General features: G+C 63.1%; 13 protein-coding genes. 7 read left to right on the top strand and 6 right to left on the bottom strand.

Translation table 11 applies throughout. From position 1 onward, the window contains the following. Positions 1-170: 170 nt before the first annotated feature. The 4 genes from V6093_RS22165 to V6093_RS22150 are packed head-to-tail and all read left to right on the top strand — an operon-like array spanning position 171 to position 4,955. A complete protein-coding gene (locus tag V6093_RS22165; protein ID WP_047604385.1) occupies positions 171-1,628 on the top strand; it encodes an MBOAT family protein in 1,458 nt (485 codons plus the stop codon). Positions 1,629-1,639: 11 nt separating this feature from the next. Next, complete coding sequence (locus V6093_RS22160; protein WP_406669623.1) at positions 1,640-2,797, top strand: alginate O-acetyltransferase; 1,158 nt, start codon at positions 1,640-1,642, stop codon at positions 2,795-2,797. 20 nt (positions 2,798-2,817) lie between these two features. Next, the gene (locus V6093_RS22155; RefSeq protein ID WP_003251744.1) at positions 2,818-3,465 is read left to right on the top strand and encodes an alginate O-acetyltransferase AlgF; all 648 of its coding nucleotides are present in this window, start codon (positions 2,818-2,820) and stop codon (positions 3,463-3,465) included. Between the two features lie 35 nt (positions 3,466-3,500). Next, positions 3,501-4,955, top strand: coding sequence for a mannose-1-phosphate guanylyltransferase/mannose-6-phosphate isomerase (locus V6093_RS22150; RefSeq protein ID WP_003251742.1), 1,455 nt, complete (start codon positions 3,501-3,503; stop codon positions 4,953-4,955). 38 nt (positions 4,956-4,993) lie between these two features. On the opposite strand, the gene V6093_RS22145 is transcribed toward V6093_RS22150, so the two are convergent. Continuing rightward, positions 4,994-5,446: a hypothetical protein gene (locus V6093_RS22145; RefSeq protein ID WP_406669622.1), complete on the bottom strand. Its 453-nt coding sequence runs from the start codon at positions 5,444-5,446 to the stop codon at positions 4,994-4,996. Positions 5,447-5,615: 169 nt separating this feature from the next. Between V6093_RS22145 and V6093_RS22140 the strand changes: the two genes are divergently transcribed. Together V6093_RS22140 and V6093_RS22135 are read left to right on the top strand one after the other, a co-directional pair. Next, the gene (locus tag V6093_RS22140; protein ID WP_004577148.1) at positions 5,616-6,080 is read left to right on the top strand and encodes a hypothetical protein; all 465 of its coding nucleotides are present in this window, start codon (positions 5,616-5,618) and stop codon (positions 6,078-6,080) included. A gap of 121 nt (positions 6,081-6,201) precedes the next feature. After that, positions 6,202-7,014 carry an SDR family oxidoreductase gene (locus V6093_RS22135; protein WP_003251736.1) on the top strand — a complete coding sequence of 271 codons (813 nt, stop codon included), beginning with the start codon at positions 6,202-6,204 and terminating at the stop codon, positions 7,012-7,014. Positions 7,015-7,412: 398 nt separating this feature from the next. On the opposite strand, the gene V6093_RS22130 is transcribed toward V6093_RS22135, so the two are convergent. From V6093_RS22130 to V6093_RS22115, 4 genes are all read right to left on the bottom strand, one after another. After that, positions 7,413-8,867, bottom strand: coding sequence for an efflux transporter outer membrane subunit (locus tag V6093_RS22130; RefSeq protein ID WP_265978968.1), 1,455 nt, complete (start codon positions 8,865-8,867; stop codon positions 7,413-7,415). After that, positions 8,864-9,925, bottom strand: a complete 1,062-nt coding sequence (locus tag V6093_RS22125; protein ID WP_003251732.1) for an HlyD family secretion protein — start codon at positions 9,923-9,925, stop codon at positions 8,864-8,866. Before V6093_RS22125 ends, V6093_RS22130 begins: the two co-directional genes overlap by 4 nt. A 28-nt stretch (positions 9,926-9,953) precedes the next feature. Then, positions 9,954-11,495, bottom strand: a complete 1,542-nt coding sequence (locus V6093_RS22120) for an MFS transporter (protein ID WP_003251730.1) — start codon at positions 11,493-11,495, stop codon at positions 9,954-9,956. A gap of 135 nt (positions 11,496-11,630) precedes the next feature. Further along, complete coding sequence (locus V6093_RS22115) at positions 11,631-12,536, bottom strand: LysR family transcriptional regulator (RefSeq protein ID WP_003251728.1); 906 nt, start codon at positions 12,534-12,536, stop codon at positions 11,631-11,633. A gap of 217 nt (positions 12,537-12,753) precedes the next feature. On the opposite strand from V6093_RS22115, the gene V6093_RS22110 reads away from it, so the two are divergent. Continuing rightward, entirely contained in the window at positions 12,754-13,206 is a 453-nt protein-coding gene (locus tag V6093_RS22110; protein WP_047604376.1) for a universal stress protein, read from the top strand. 71 nt (positions 13,207-13,277) lie between these two features. Here the strand turns inward: V6093_RS22110 and V6093_RS22105 are convergent, their stop codons facing one another. Continuing rightward, positions 13,278-14,138: an HlyD family secretion protein gene (locus V6093_RS22105; RefSeq protein ID WP_004575355.1), complete on the bottom strand. Its 861-nt coding sequence runs from the start codon at positions 14,136-14,138 to the stop codon at positions 13,278-13,280.

Here is a 14,138-nt window from a genome sequence, read left to right as displayed (position 1 = left end):
CATTGCGGGGGCGGAACCTGTGGGAGCGGGCATGCCCGCGAAGAAGCCACCGCGGTGCATGGCAAGGGCTTGCCCGCTCCCACAGGAATCTAAGTTGCCTTCCAGTCTTGCACTGGGGGGTTTGGGGGGCGCTTTGCCCTGGATGCTGTGAACAAATTAGGAGAACCGGGATGGTCTTCTCGTCCAACGTGTTCCTGTTCCTGTTCTTGCCGATCTTCCTCGGCCTGTACTACTTGAGCGGGCAACGTTATCGCAACCTGCTGCTGCTGGTCGCCAGCTACATCTTCTACGCCTGGTGGCGGGTGGACTTCCTGGCACTGTTCGCCGGCGTCACCCTGTGGAACTACTGGATCGGCCTGAAAGTCGGTGCCGCCGGTGTGCGCACCAAGCCGGCGCAGCGCTGGCTGCTGCTCGGCGTGGGTGTCGACCTGGCGATCCTCGGCTACTTCAAGTACGCCAACTTCGGCGTCGACAGCCTGAACGCGATCATGACGTCGTTTGGCCTGGAGCCATTCATTCTGACCCACGTGCTGCTGCCGATCGGTATCTCGTTCTACATCTTCGAGTCAATCAGCTACATCATCGACGTATACCGCGGTGACACCCCGGCTACCCGCAACCTGATCGACTTCGCAGCGTTCGTGGCGATTTTCCCGCACCTGATCGCAGGCCCCGTGCTGCGCTTCAAGGACCTGGTCGACCAGTTCAACAACCGTACCCACACCCTGGACAAGTTCTCCGAAGGCTGCACCCGCTTCATGCAGGGCTTCATCAAGAAAGTGTTCATCGCCGACACCCTGGCCGTGGTCGCCGACCACTGCTTCGCCCTGCAAAACCCCACCACGGGCGATGCCTGGCTCGGCGCCCTGGCCTACACCGCACAGCTGTACTTCGACTTCAGCGGCTACAGCGACATGGCTATCGGCCTGGGCCTGATGATGGGCTTCCGCTTCATGGAAAACTTCAAGCAGCCCTATATCAGCCAGTCGATCACCGAGTTCTGGCGGCGCTGGCATATCAGCCTGTCGACCTGGCTGCGCGACTACCTGTACATCACCTTGGGCGGTAACCGTAAAGGCACCTTCAATACCTACCGCAACCTGTTCCTGACCATGCTGCTGGGCGGCCTGTGGCACGGTGCAAACTTCACCTACATCATCTGGGGCGCCTGGCACGGCATGTGGCTGGCCATCGAGCGCGCGCTGGGCCTCGACACCAACCCGCAGCGCTTCAACCCGGTGAAGTGGGCCTTCACCTTCCTGCTGGTGGTGGTCGGCTGGGTGATCTTCCGCGCCGAAAACCTGCAGGTGGCCGCCCGTATGTACGGCGCCATGTTCAGCTTCGGCGACTGGCAGCTGTCGGAGCTCAACCGCGCCCAGCTCACCGGTCTGCAGGTGGCCACGCTGGTCATCGCCTACCTCACCCTGGCGTTCTTCGGCCTGCGCGACTTCTACCGCAATGCCAGACCGACGCCCAAGGTGGCCCCGGTGCAGGTCAACGCGGACGGCTCGATCGGCCTGGACTGGACCCGGGTGATGACCCGCGCACTGATCCTGCTGCTGTTCGTCGCCTCGATCCTCAAGCTTTCGGCGCAAAGCTACTCGCCGTTCCTTTACTTCCAGTTCTGAGGTTGATGACCATGACCCGGACATTACGCATCACCTACTCCCTGTCGTTCCTCGGCCTGCTGGTCGGCATGGGCGCCTGGTCCACCGGTGGCCTGCAGAGTTTCCAGCGCACCGAGCAGATGACCCTGCTCAACGGCAAGCTGGCCAAGGCCGCCGAGACCCACTACGACGCCGAGTTCCCGATCAAGCGCCTGGGCACCAACTTGTGGGCGGCCATGGACTTCAAACTGTTCAACGAAGGCCGCCCTGGTGTGGTACTGGGCCGCGACCAGTGGTTGTTCAGCGACGAAGAATTCAAGCCCACCGCCGGTGCCGAGCAATTGATGCAGGAAAACCTGGCACTGATCCGTGGCGTACGCGACACCCTGCAGCAACACGGTAGCCAGCTGGTGCTGGCGATCGTGCCGGCCAAGGCACGGGTCTACGCCGAGTACCTGGGCAAAGAGCGGCCTTCCAGCCTGCATGACGACCTGTACAACCAGTTCCATGCCCAGGCACGCCAGGCCAACGTGTTCGCACCGGACCTGATGGCACCGATGGAGCAGGCCAAGGCCCGCGGCCAGGTATTCCTGCGTACCGATACCCACTGGACGCCTATGGGTGCCGAAGTGGCGGCGCAGGCGCTGGCCGAAGCGGTCAGCCGCCAGAGCCTGCTCAATGGCGACCCACAAGCCTTCATCACCGAAGCGGGCAACACCGCCCCCTACAAGGGCGACCTGACCAACTTCCTGCCACTGGACCCCTTGTTCAGCAACCTGCTGCCGGCCCCGGACAACCTGCAGAAACGCACCACCCGGCCGGTCGATGCCGAGGGTGACGCCGGCGACGCGTTGTTCGCCGACAAGCAGATCCCGGTTGCACTGGTAGGCACCAGCTACAGCGCCAACCCGCACTGGAACTTCCTCGGCGCGCTGCAGCAGGCCCTGCGCAGTGACGTCGCCAACTACGCCGAAGACGGCCATGGCCCGCTGCTGCCGATGCTCAAGTACCTGCAAAGCGATGCCTTTAAAAACGCCGCACCACAAGTGGTGGTGTGGGAATTCCCCGAACGTTATCTGCCAATGAAAAACGACCTCAGCAGCTTCGATCCGCAGTGGATCGCGCAGCTGAAAAACTCCCGTAAATCCGAAGAAAACCTGGCCTTGTCGTCCACCCGGACAGACCACTGACTGATAGAGAGGAAACGCACATGACTACCAAGACTTCCATTGCCAAAGCCCTCACCCTCGCGGCCGGCCTTTCCCTTGCTTCGATGCAGGCCTTCGCCGGTGCCGACGCCGCACTGTATGGCCCAAGTGCGCCGAAAGGCTCGACCTTCGTACGCCTGTACAACGCGACCAGCGCACCCGCCGCCGCGTCGGTCGGCAACACCCAGATCAAACAGGTTGGCGCACAGGCCAGCAGCGATTTCAGCTTCCTGCCAGGCGGCGACTACACCGCCCAGGTCGGCGGCAAGAGCGTGCCGGTCAAGCTGGCCTCGGACAAGTACTACACCCTGGTCAACAGCAACAGCGGCAGCCCGAAGCTGATCGAAGAACCACCGTTCAAGAACAAGCAGAAAGCCCTGGTGCGCGTGCAGAACCTGAGCGACCAGCAACTGACCCTGAAAACCGCCGACGGCAAGACCGAAGTGGTCAAGCCGGTGGCCGCCAACGGCCGTGGCGAACGCGAAATCAACCCGGTCAAGGTCAACCTGGCGCTGTACCAAGGAGACAAGAAAGTGGGTGACGTGAAACCCGTCGCCCTGGAGCGCGGCGAAGCCGCAGTGCTGTACGTAACGGGTTCCGGCAACGCCTTGTCGCCGGTGTGGGTAACTCGCCCCGTGGCTAGCAACTGATTCCCCTGCCTCTCAACGACTATTGGAGAAACATGATGATCCCGGTAATTCTTTCTGGTGGTAGCGGTTCCCGTCTGTGGCCTCTGTCGCGCAAGCAGTTCCCCAAACAGTTCCTGGCCCTGACCGGTGAGCACACGCTGTTCCAGCAAACCATCGAGCGCCTTGTATTCGAGGGCATGGACACCCCGATCGTGGTCTGTAACAAGGACCACAAGTTCATCGTCCAGGAGCAACTGGCCGCACTGAAGCTGGAAACCCAAGGCATCCTCATGGAACCGTTCGGCCGCAACACCGCGCCGGCCGTGGCCATGGCTGCCATGAAGCTGGTCAACGAAGGCCGCGACGAGCTGATGCTGGTGCTGCCTGCCGATCATGTGATCGATGACCAGAAAGCCCTGCAACGTGCCTTGGCCTTGGCCACCGTGGCCGCCGAGCGTGGCGAGATGGTGCTGTTCGGCGTGCCGGCGACCAAGCCGGAAACCGGCTACGGCTACATCCGTTCCAGCCAGGATGCGCTGCTGCCCGAAGGCGTGGCGCGGGTTGCGCAGTTCGTCGAGAAGCCCGACGAAAAACGCGCGGCCGAGTTCGTCCAGGCCGGTGGTTACTTCTGGAACAGCGGTATGTTCCTGTTCCGCGCCAGCCGCTTCCTCGAAGAGCTGAAAAAGCACGACGGCGACATCTACGATACCTGCGTACTGGCGCTGGAGCGCAGCCAGGAAGACGGCGATGTGCTGAGCATCGACGAAGCCACCTTCGCCTGCTGCCCGGACAACTCCATTGACTATGCGGTGATGGAGAAAACCCAGCGTGCCTGCGTGGTGCCGATGTCGGCCGGCTGGAGCGATGTAGGCTGCTGGTCGTCGCTGTGGGAAGTGCACGAGAAAGACGACAACGGCAACGTCACCAAGGGCGACGTGGTGGTTCAAGACAGCCGCAACTGCATGATCCACGGCAACGGCAAACTGGTGTCGGTGATCGGCCTGGAGAACATCGTGGTGGTCGAGACCAAGGATGCCATGATGATTGCCCACAAGGACAAGGTCCAGGGCGTCAAGCAGATGGTCAAGACCCTCGACGAACAGGGCCGCACGGAAACCCAGAACCACCTGGAAGTGTATCGCCCGTGGGGCTCGTACGACTCGGTGGACATGGGCGGCCGCTTCCAGGTCAAGCACATCACCGTCAAGCCGGGCGCCAGCCTCTCGCTGCAGATGCACCATCACCGCGCCGAGCACTGGATCGTGGTATCCGGTACCGCAGAGGTGACCTGCGACGAGAACGTGTTCTTGCTGACCGAAAACCAGTCGACCTATATCCCCATCGCTTCGGTGCACCGTTTGCGCAACCCGGGCAAGATCCCGCTGGAGATCATCGAAGTGCAGTCCGGCAGCTACCTGGGCGAGGATGACATCGAGCGCTTCGAGGATGTGTATGGGCGCACGTCCACCCCCATCGAGCGCGGCGTTTCGGTGAAGACCATCGCGCAGTAAATGCTGACTCGCCCCTGGGCTGACCAGGGGCGGGCTGCTCATTCAAGGGTCGGGGCTATGACGTAGATGTCGAATGGGCCACCCATCACCCTGAAAGGTCGCTGCAAATCATCCTCCCCTTCAAATTCGAAGGATTCAGCCCTGATGCTTGTGGCGGTCATCTCGAGTTTCCGGATACGTCCGGATTTCGCATAGCCGCCATAGGTTGTGCCGCGCTTGTGAACAAGCGCCCGGTTCGCCTCACCCCCGATAACGACATCCCGCACGCCCTCCTGTAGTTCCAGATCGAAGTCAATGTAGACGTCCGCATCTTCGGCCTGCCCCTTGTACGCATACAACCACGCTGATTTTTCAGCGCTCCCGTAGTCCACGCCCTCGGAAACGAAATCCTCCTTTTGACCCGCAAGGCTGATGACAGCCGTAACAGTGCCCTTGGCAGGCGCTTTTTTCATTTCTTGCACAGGTTTTTGCTCAACCGATGTGTCACTCATGGCCATGCTCCTTTTGAATAGGCATGGCGGAATCTAGAATGGATGTACCCTTTCCACTACTCGCAGTATTGCCAGGTCTGGCTTCTGGCATAGTTGCTCACCGGTTACCTGACCGCTGGGTTTTAGATAGGCTGTAGCCATCCCTGCGCGCGAATGAGGCGATTACGCGATGCTGATCGGTGCCCTGCTGATCCTCACCTGGCTGGTGTTGTTGTTGCGTTACCCAGCCAAGGCTCTTCCCATCTCCCTGGCGGCCGTGTTTGGCCTGGGCCTGGTGGCCTTGTTCGTGGTCTGGCAAGACAGCCGTGAAAGCAGTCGACTGGCACGCCTGGACCTGCGCCTGACCTACGCCCCCGAACACTGTCCCGCCGACCGTGCCCTGCAGGTACGCATGAAGAACGGCAACGACGTGCCGCTGACCGAACTGCGCTGGCGCGTGGCAGCGTACGCACCGGGCGATACCGTGAACCTGGCCGAGAACACCTACAATGCACCGCGATACCGAGGGCCAGGTGAATTGCAGCCGGGGGCCGAGTGGCATGACTGCCTGCCATTGCCGCCGCTGCGTTCCGGCTATCGGCCGCAGACCCTGGAATTCCGGGCAGAGCACCTGCAAGGTACATTTGCCAATTGATGTGATGCCTATGCCGGCCTCTTTGCGGGTCAACCCGCTCCTGCAGGGTGTAGGGGCAGGTTGACCCGCGAAGAGGCCGGCACAGGCAACAACCAATCCTCCATGACAACAGGCCCCTACCATGCCCACCGTCCTGATCACCGGTTGTTCCAGCGGCATCGGCCGCGCCCTGGCCGACGCCTTCCGCGATGCGGGCCACCATGTCTGGGCCACCGCCCGCAAGCCTGAGGATGTCGAGCAACTGAGTGCCGCCGGCTACACGGCCCGGCAGCTGGATGTAAACGACGGCGAGGCACTGGCCCGCCTGGCAGAGGAACTGCAAACCCTCGATATCCTGATCAACAACGCGGGTTACGGTGCCATGGGCCCACTGCTCGATGGTGGCGTCGACGCCCTGCGCCAGCAGTTCGAAACCAACGTCTTCGCCGTGGTCGGCGTTACCCGGGCGCTGTTCCCGCTGCTACGCCGCTCACGCGGTCTGGTGGTGAATATCGGCAGTGTATCGGGCGTGCTGGTCACGCCTTTCGCCGGCGCGTACTGCGCCTCGAAGGCGGCTGTGCATGCCCTGAGCGATGCCTTGCGCCTGGAGTTGGCGCCGTTCGGTGTGCAGGTGATGGAAGTACAGCCGGGTGCAATTGCCTCGCAGTTCGCCAGCAATGCCCAGCGCCAGGCTGAGCAGGTGCTGGCGGTCGACTCGGCGTGGTGGCCTTTGCGTGAGCATGTGCAGGCGCGGGCGCGGGCATCGCAGGACAAGCCAACGTCGGCGGCGGTATTTGCCCAAGGCGTGCTGGCAGCAGTCGGCAAGTCGCCGGCGCCCGCAGTGGTACGTTTGGGGAATGGCAGTACAGCCTTGCCGCTGATGGCACGGTTGCTGCCGCGGCGGTTGCTGGACTGGGCGCTGCGCAAGCGCTTTGGCCTGCTGCGCCCGCTCTGAGTGATCGCCTGCCTGTACCCGCGAAAGGGCCGGGCCTGCAGGCCAATTTTCACCCGCCGTTCACCGTTGACGCTGCTACCGTATTCGCGGGTAAACCCGCTCCTACACAGATTGGTGGTGGACACACATCGGTGGTTGGACACAGACCGCCGTGTAGGAGCGGGTTCACCCGCGAAGAGGCCGGCCCTGCTGGCCAATCTCCACCCGCCGTTCACCGTTGCTGCCGCCACCGTATTCGCGGGTAAACCCGCTCCTACACAGATCGGTGGTGGACACACATCGGTGGTTGGACACAGACCGCCGTGTAGGAGCGGGTTCACCCGCGAAGAGGCCGGTGCAGCCTGCAAAGAATAAAGCCATGGACCGCAATCCACCCCTTCAGACTCTGTGCTTCCTCCCTAGCTGTGAGCATTCGGCAGCTGCTCGTCAAACGCCTGCCAGCCACCGCCCAGTGCCTTGTAAAGCCCCACCAGCGCCTGCGACACCGCCGCCGAGCTGTCGATCCATTGCTCCTCGCTGGCCAGCAGCGCGCCTTGCACCGTCAGCACATTGAGAAAGTCCACCGCCCCTTCCACATACTGGCGCTGGGCGGTTTCCAGGGCGATACGGTTTTGCTGCACGGCCTCGGCAAGGTGATCACGGCGCAACTGACTGGCGTTGTACAGGCGTAGCACATCGTCGATTTCATGCCAGGCCCCCAGCACCACCTTGCGATAGTTCAGCGCAGCTTCCTGCTGTTGCGCCTCGCGCAGCTCCAAGGTGCCCTTGAGCCGGCCGCCCTCGAAAATTGGCAGCGACATCTGTGGACCGAAGGCGAACCGGCGCGAATCCCAGCCACCGAAATCCGACAGCTGCATCGCCTGGAAGCCGACACTGCCCGACAGGCGGATACTCGGGTAGAAATCCGCCTTGGCCACGCCAATGCTGGCAGTGGCGGCATGCAGGCGGGCCTCGGCCTGGCGGATGTCCGGGCGGCGCTCGGCCAGTTCGGACGGCAAGCCAATGGCAAACTTCTGCTGCGGCGCAGGCAGCTCGCCGCCTGGCAGCAATTCGGCCTGGAGGCTGCGCGGCGGCTCGGCAGCGAGCAGGCTGAGGGCATTGATCAGGTCATCACGCCGCGCTTCCAGGCTTGGCAGGCGCGCTTCGATAGAAGCGACCTGGGCGCTGGCCTGGGCCACATCCAGGCGCGTGGCAACGCCTTCGGCCTGGCGGTCCTGGGACAGCTTCAGGCTGTGCCGGGCGACCCTGAGGTTATCCTGCGTCACATCGAGGGTGTGCTGCACGGCACGCAGCTGGATGTAATTGCCGGCGGTTTCCGAAAGCAGTGCCAACAGCACACCGCGGCGGTCATTCTCGGCCACTTCGACCGTGGCATCGGCAGCCTCGACCTGACGCCGCACACGGCCCCACAGGTCCAGTTCCCAACCAGCCACCAGGTCGCCCTGCCAAAGGTTGAAGGCTTCTTTCCCGGCTTTGCCGGACGGATCGCTCAAGCCATCGGCGCTGTTACGAGCGCGGCTGTAACCGGCGTTCACGTCCACCGACGGTACTTCGTCGGCAGCCAAGGTACTGCGCAGGGCACGGCTTTGCAGCAGCCGCGCGCTGGCCATCTGCAGGTCGAGGTTGCGTTCAGCAACGCGCTGGATCAAAGCGCTCAGGCGGGCATCGTGGAACGTTTCCCACCAGCGCAGTTCAAGCGGTTCGGCCTGCGGCTGGCTGGCCGCCGCCTCGCCTTGCAGCGGCGCCCACTGCTGCGGGGCCTGGCTATCTGGGCGCAGGAAATCCGGGCCCAGGGTGCAACCGGTCAGCAGCACAGCCAGCAGCAAAGGGCTCAAGCGTAATCCCGGTTTCATCGCGCGCTTACCTCTTTGCCGTCCAGCTTGTCGCCACGCGTGTCGATGGTGGCTTCGACCGACATGCCCACACGCAGGCGGGTGAGCAGTGGCTGGCCATCATCGAGAACGATCTTGACCGGAATGCGCTGCACCACCTTGGTGAAGTTGCCGGTGGCGTTGTCTGGCTTGACTGCGGCAAAGGTTACGCCGGTAGCCGGGGCAATGCTTTGCACATGGCCTTGCAGGGTTTCGCCGGAGAAGGTGTCGACGCTGATGCGCACCGGCTGGCCCGGCTGTACGTGGGTCAGCTGGGTTTCCTGGAAGTTGCCGACCACATAAGCCTGCTGCAACGGCACCACCGACAACAAGCGGGCGCCCGGGTTGACGTAGGCCCCCACGCGCAGGGCGCGTTCGCCGACCATACCGTCCACCGGCGCTGTGATGCGGGTGTAGGACAGATCGAGCTGGGCCTTTTCCAGGCCTGCTTCGGCACGCTTGAGCTGGCCATCGGCGCTGGCCACTTGAGCCGTGAGGATGTCCACCTGCTTGCGCGCCGCCACCCGCGCAGCTTGAGCGTTGGCCAGGCGAGCACGGGCTTGATCGACCGCGCTGCGCGCCTGCTGGGCGTTCTGCACGGTACCCGCGCCCTGCTCGGCAAGGCGGCTGTAGCGGTTGACTTCATGGTCGGCGAACGCCGCTTCAGCCTGGGCCGCCTTCACTGCCGCTTCGGCCTGGGCAATCAGCGCGTCCTGGCGTTCAAGCGTGGCGCGGGCATCGGCGCTTTGTGCCTGGGCTACCAGCAACTGCGCCTGCGCAGCATCCAGCGCGGCCTGGTAGTCACGCGCGTCGATGGTCGCCAGCAACTGGCCAGCCGTGACCTGCTGATTGTCTTCCACCAGCACTTGCTTGATGAAACCGGCGACTTTGGGCGCGACCACGGTGTAGTCGGCGGTCACATAGGCGTCATTGGTGCTCTGGCGGTGATCGCTGCCAAACATCCAGGGGCCGACGATGCCGGCCAGGACGGCCACGGCCAGCACCGAGCCGATGAAAAGGGTTTTGCGGTTGTTGGTCATTTCAATGGTTCTCGAAATCATCCAGGGCTCAAGCCACCGCACGCGGCGGATAGACCCGGGTAGGCACGAAAGGAATCAGGCAGATCAGGGCCACGGCGATACAGGCCAGCACCAGATAGAGGTCAGCTGAGGTCAATACCTGCGCCTGGTCGTGAATGCGCTTGGCCAGGCCGGCGGCGTTGCCGTCGACCAGCGGGGCGTTGCCCAGGCTGTCCACCAGGTGATTGGAATGGAAGTGCCGGCGCAGGGTGCCAAGAACATCCAGCAGGCCACCGGCGATGACGGCGGCCAGGCCCTTGACGGTGTTGAACCAGCTGGAGGCGAACGGGCCCTCCTGCGGGGTCATGCCATTGGTGGACAGCATCAGCAACGGCAGCACTGCCATCGGCTGGCCGAACACCTGCAGCAGGTAGAACGGGTAGAAGTCGCCACGGATCCACTCGCTGGTTAGCAGGCTGCTGCCAACACAGGACACCGCCAGCATCGCCAGGCCAATGCCCAGCACCCAGCGGCAGTCCACTGCGCGGATGTTGCACAGCGCCGCCGTCAGCGGCAGGGCGATCAGTTGCGGCATGGCCACCAGCATCATCAACGGGCTGGTCTGCGCTGGGCGGTAGCCCTGGATCTGCGCAAGGTAGGCCGACGGGATGCTGCCCACACCCGAGAGCACGATCAGCACACCGGCCAGGGTCACCAAGGCGAAACTCAAGTTGCGCCGCTGCAACAAGCGCAACTGGAAAAACGGCAACGGCTCGGACCACTCGTTGTACATGAACAACACCAGCAACAGCAGGCCACCGCCCAGCAGCCAGCAGATCAGCGGCGAGTCGAACCAACCCCAGCGGTCGCCCAGCGACAGGCCCAGCACAGTGCAACTGATGGCGGGCAGGCCCAGCAGTACGCCCCGCCAGTCGAACTGTTTGAAACGCTCCAGGCGCAGCGGGTCCTGCGGCAGCCCCCAGCCTACGCAGACCATGGCCAGCAGCGAGGGCAGGATGATCTGCCAGAATGCCCATTGCCAACCGACGTATTCGGTCCACAGCCCCGCCAGTGGCGTGCCGAGGTTGGGGCCGAAGGTGGCGGTCAGGGCGTAGCAGGCCAAGCCATAGACCTTGATACCTGGCGGCAAAAAGCGCAGGGCCACGCTCATCAACATCGGCGGCAACGCGCCAGCGGCAAAGCCCTGCAGTACACGCAGCAACATCAGGCTGTGCAGGTTGGGGGCGAACGGTTGCAGCAGGCCAAGCACGGCGAACAGACCAATAGCGCTCATGGTGAAGCGGCGCAGCGAGAAGGTCGTCGCCAGCCACGGCGCAAAGGCCATGGCCGAGACCGAAGCGGCGCTGTACACCGCCAGCAACCAGGCACCTTCGTCGGCACCGATGCCCAGGGCGCCGCGGATATCGGCCAGGGAAATCTTGGTTACCGACTCGTTGAGGCCGGCGCACAGCACAGCCAGCAATACACCGAACAACCCGACCACTACCTGCAGGCCGAACGCCGCCTGCACGGGCGCAGCCGGCGCGGGGGCGGCGGCAATGGCGGCAGACGGGGCGGACAGGGAACTCATGGGCAGACATCTCCGGCAACAAATTTGCGACCGGAGCAAGTCTAAAAAGGTCGAATGCTTACGAAAACTGACTTGTTGGCAGTTTTATATTGCGTCAAACGCAATCGGGCAACAGATGCGCACGTGCCGCCCGCCTCAAGGGTCCATCCTGCCGCACGCCTTCAACGTCTGCCGCAGCCAGCGATGGGCCGGGTCGTTATCGAACCGCGGGTGCCATGCCTGCATGACATTGACCTTTTCCAGTGGCACGGGGATCTCGAAGGACCTCAATGGCAGTTTCAGCCTGTTCACACTGTTCAGGATATTGGCGGGTATCGGCAAGATCAGGTCCGAGTCCGGCAGCGAAAACATCGCGGAGTGAAAACTCGTCGTGATCAGCGCTACCCGGCGCTCCACCTTGTAATTGGCCAGTGCCACGTCGATAGGCCCATTGGCACGGCCACGGCGTGACACGCTGATGTGCGGGTAGGCGGCGAAGCGTTCAGGGGTGATCTCGTCATCGAAAACCGGGTGCCCTTCACGCGCCAAGCCCACGAAGTAGGTGTTGAACAGGCTCTGAACCTTGATTTCGGGGCCCAGTTCAATGGCTGAACTGATGATCAAGTCGATTTGCCCATTGCGCAACACCGCATCATCGTCGCCGCTGCCCTCCGGCACAAAACGCAGCACCGTATGCGGTGCCTGGGCCAGCATCATGCGCAACAGCTGAGCGCCATACAGGGCGATGAACAGGTCATTGGTGCGGATGTTGAAGGCACGGTCCAGGTTCACCAGGTCGACATCGTCGCGACTGCGAAATACCTGCCCGGCCTGCTCCACCAGGCCATGCACCTGCTCGCGCAAGGCCAGCGCACGCGGCGTCGGCACCAGGCCACGGCCGGCCCGCACCAGGATCGGGTCACCCAGCGCTTCGCGGATACGCCCCAGGGTCCGGCTCATGGCGGCCGGGCTCAGGTTCATGCGTTGCGCCGCACCAACCACGCTGCCCTCGTCGAGCAAGGCATCGAGGGCGACAAGCAGGTTCATGTCCGGAAGTTGCATGGCCGTTTTCCGTTACAGCTTTGGGGAATGCGATGGTAGCAGGTTGATGGATTGCACCGGACGCAATGCGCTTGTGCGTGGTGGGCCATTTATTCAGGGAAAGGATTGGGTGAAGAATGATGCATGGCAGGTTCGGCCCTTTCGCGGGTAAACCCGCTCCTACGTTGATCTAAGAAAAGGCCGCCTCAGCCCCCCCCAAATACATCAAGGATCCCGCATGCCCAGCCCCGTCCTGATCGCCATCGACGCCTCCCCCGCATCTGCCGCCCTGCTTGCCCTCGCCCGCCGCTACTGCCGCCCGGGCGAGCACGAACTGCACGTGCTGCTGGCCATCGATTCGACCTTCGCGGTGCACGAGCAACCCGCGCCCTACACCGCCGAGGAACGGGAAGAATACCCCGCCGCCTGCGAAGAACAGCAACATGCCGACCACGCCGTAGCCGAGGCCGTGCGCGAACTGCAGCAAGCCGGCTTCGCCAGCCAGGGCTGCATGGTGGCCGGGCTGCCGGTTGAAGCGATTGTGGCCAAGGCGCAGGAATTGAACTGCGAGCTGATCATCATGGGCCACCGCCACCTGTCGCGGCTGGGGCGGTTGCTCGACCCGTCGATCAGCGCGAAGGTGATTGATCAGGTCGAAGTGCCGGTGTTGGTGGGGGCGGCGAGTGCATGATTGGAGCGATGTGCCGCCTGTAAGATCGAGCACCACGCGAGCGGCGCTCGATCAGTCTGGCGACCTGCCTCTCAAGGCGAACTCGGCTTCACCACCACCGTACAGGTCGTCCCCGCCGCCAGCAAAAACCCTTCCGGCACTTCATCGATGTGAATGCGCACCGGCACCCGCTGTGCCAGCCGCACCCAGTTGAAGGTCGGGTTCACGTCGGCGATCAGCTCGCGGCTCTGTGGGTTGTCGCGGTCATAGATGCCGCGGGCGATGCTCTCCACATGCCCCTTGAGACGCTCGCCGCTCATCATCTGCAATTCGGCCTGATCACCCACCTTCACATGCGGCAGCTTGGTCTCCTCGAAGAAGCCGTAAACCCAGAACGAGTGCTCGTCGACCACCGCCATCACCGCTTCACCGGTACGCGCATAATCGCCCTTGTGGATATTCAGGTTGGTCACGTAGCCGTCCACCGTGGCCACGATGTGGGTGCGCTTGAGGTTCAGTTCGGCAGCAGCCAGTTCGGCCAGGGCCTGCTGGTAGTCAGCCTGGGCGGAATTGGCGATGTTGCTGGCGTCGTCGCGGTTTTCCTTGGAGATCACCAGGTTGTCCATGTCGGCACGGCGCTTGGCATTGACCTTGCGCATTTCCCAGGTGGCCTTGCGCGAGGCGACCAGCGCCTTGGCCTGGTCGACGGCCAACTGGTAGTGCTCAGGGTCGATCTGGATCAGCAGGTCGCCCTTCTTCACCCGCTGGTTGTCCTTGACCGGTACATCCACCACGTAGCCGGGCACGTCGGCTGCAACGTTGATGATGTCGGCACGCACACGGCCATCACGGGTCCATGGCGTGGTCATGTAGTGCAGCCACAACTGGCGACCGATGGCCACGGCAGCGACCAGCACCAGCAGGGTGGCGATCAGGCTGAAGAACTTTTTCAT

This window comes from Pseudomonas putida group bacterium ESBL64, assembly GCF_045277175.1.
Classification (GTDB): Bacteria; Pseudomonadota; Gammaproteobacteria; order Pseudomonadales; family Pseudomonadaceae; genus Aquipseudomonas; species Aquipseudomonas alloputida.
The sequence above is the reverse complement of the archived record's forward strand: the minus strand, read 5'-3'. Positions and strand labels throughout refer to the sequence as shown.

Excerpts from the sequence above, each read along its gene's own strand:
- V6093_RS22165 (WP_047604385.1), top strand. The coding sequence starts at position 171 with ATGGTCTTCTCGTCCAACGTGTTCCTGTTCCTGTTCTTGCCGATCTTC.
- V6093_RS22160 (WP_406669623.1), top strand. The coding sequence starts at position 1,640 with ATGACCCGGACATTACGCATCACCTACTCCCTGTCGTTCCTCGGCCTG.
- V6093_RS22155 (WP_003251744.1), top strand. The coding sequence starts at position 2,818 with ATGACTACCAAGACTTCCATTGCCAAAGCCCTCACCCTCGCGGCCGGC.
- V6093_RS22150 (WP_003251742.1), top strand. The coding sequence starts at position 3,501 with ATGATCCCGGTAATTCTTTCTGGTGGTAGCGGTTCCCGTCTGTGGCCT.
- V6093_RS22145 (WP_406669622.1), bottom strand. The coding sequence starts at position 5,446 with ATGAGTGACACATCGGTTGAGCAAAAACCTGTGCAAGAAATGAAAAAA.
- V6093_RS22140 (WP_004577148.1), top strand. The coding sequence starts at position 5,616 with ATGCTGATCGGTGCCCTGCTGATCCTCACCTGGCTGGTGTTGTTGTTG.
- V6093_RS22135 (WP_003251736.1), top strand. The coding sequence starts at position 6,202 with ATGCCCACCGTCCTGATCACCGGTTGTTCCAGCGGCATCGGCCGCGCC.
- V6093_RS22130 (WP_265978968.1), bottom strand. The coding sequence starts at position 8,867 with ATGAAACCGGGATTACGCTTGAGCCCTTTGCTGCTGGCTGTGCTGCTG.
- V6093_RS22125 (WP_003251732.1), bottom strand. The coding sequence starts at position 9,925 with ATGACCAACAACCGCAAAACCCTTTTCATCGGCTCGGTGCTGGCCGTG.
- V6093_RS22120 (WP_003251730.1), bottom strand. The coding sequence starts at position 11,495 with ATGAGTTCCCTGTCCGCCCCGTCTGCCGCCATTGCCGCCGCCCCCGCG.
- V6093_RS22115 (WP_003251728.1), bottom strand. The coding sequence starts at position 12,536 with ATGCAACTTCCGGACATGAACCTGCTTGTCGCCCTCGATGCCTTGCTC.
- V6093_RS22110 (WP_047604376.1), top strand. The coding sequence starts at position 12,754 with ATGCCCAGCCCCGTCCTGATCGCCATCGACGCCTCCCCCGCATCTGCC.
- V6093_RS22105 (WP_004575355.1), bottom strand. The coding sequence starts at position 14,138 with ATGAAAAAGTTCTTCAGCCTGATCGCCACCCTGCTGGTGCTGGTCGCT.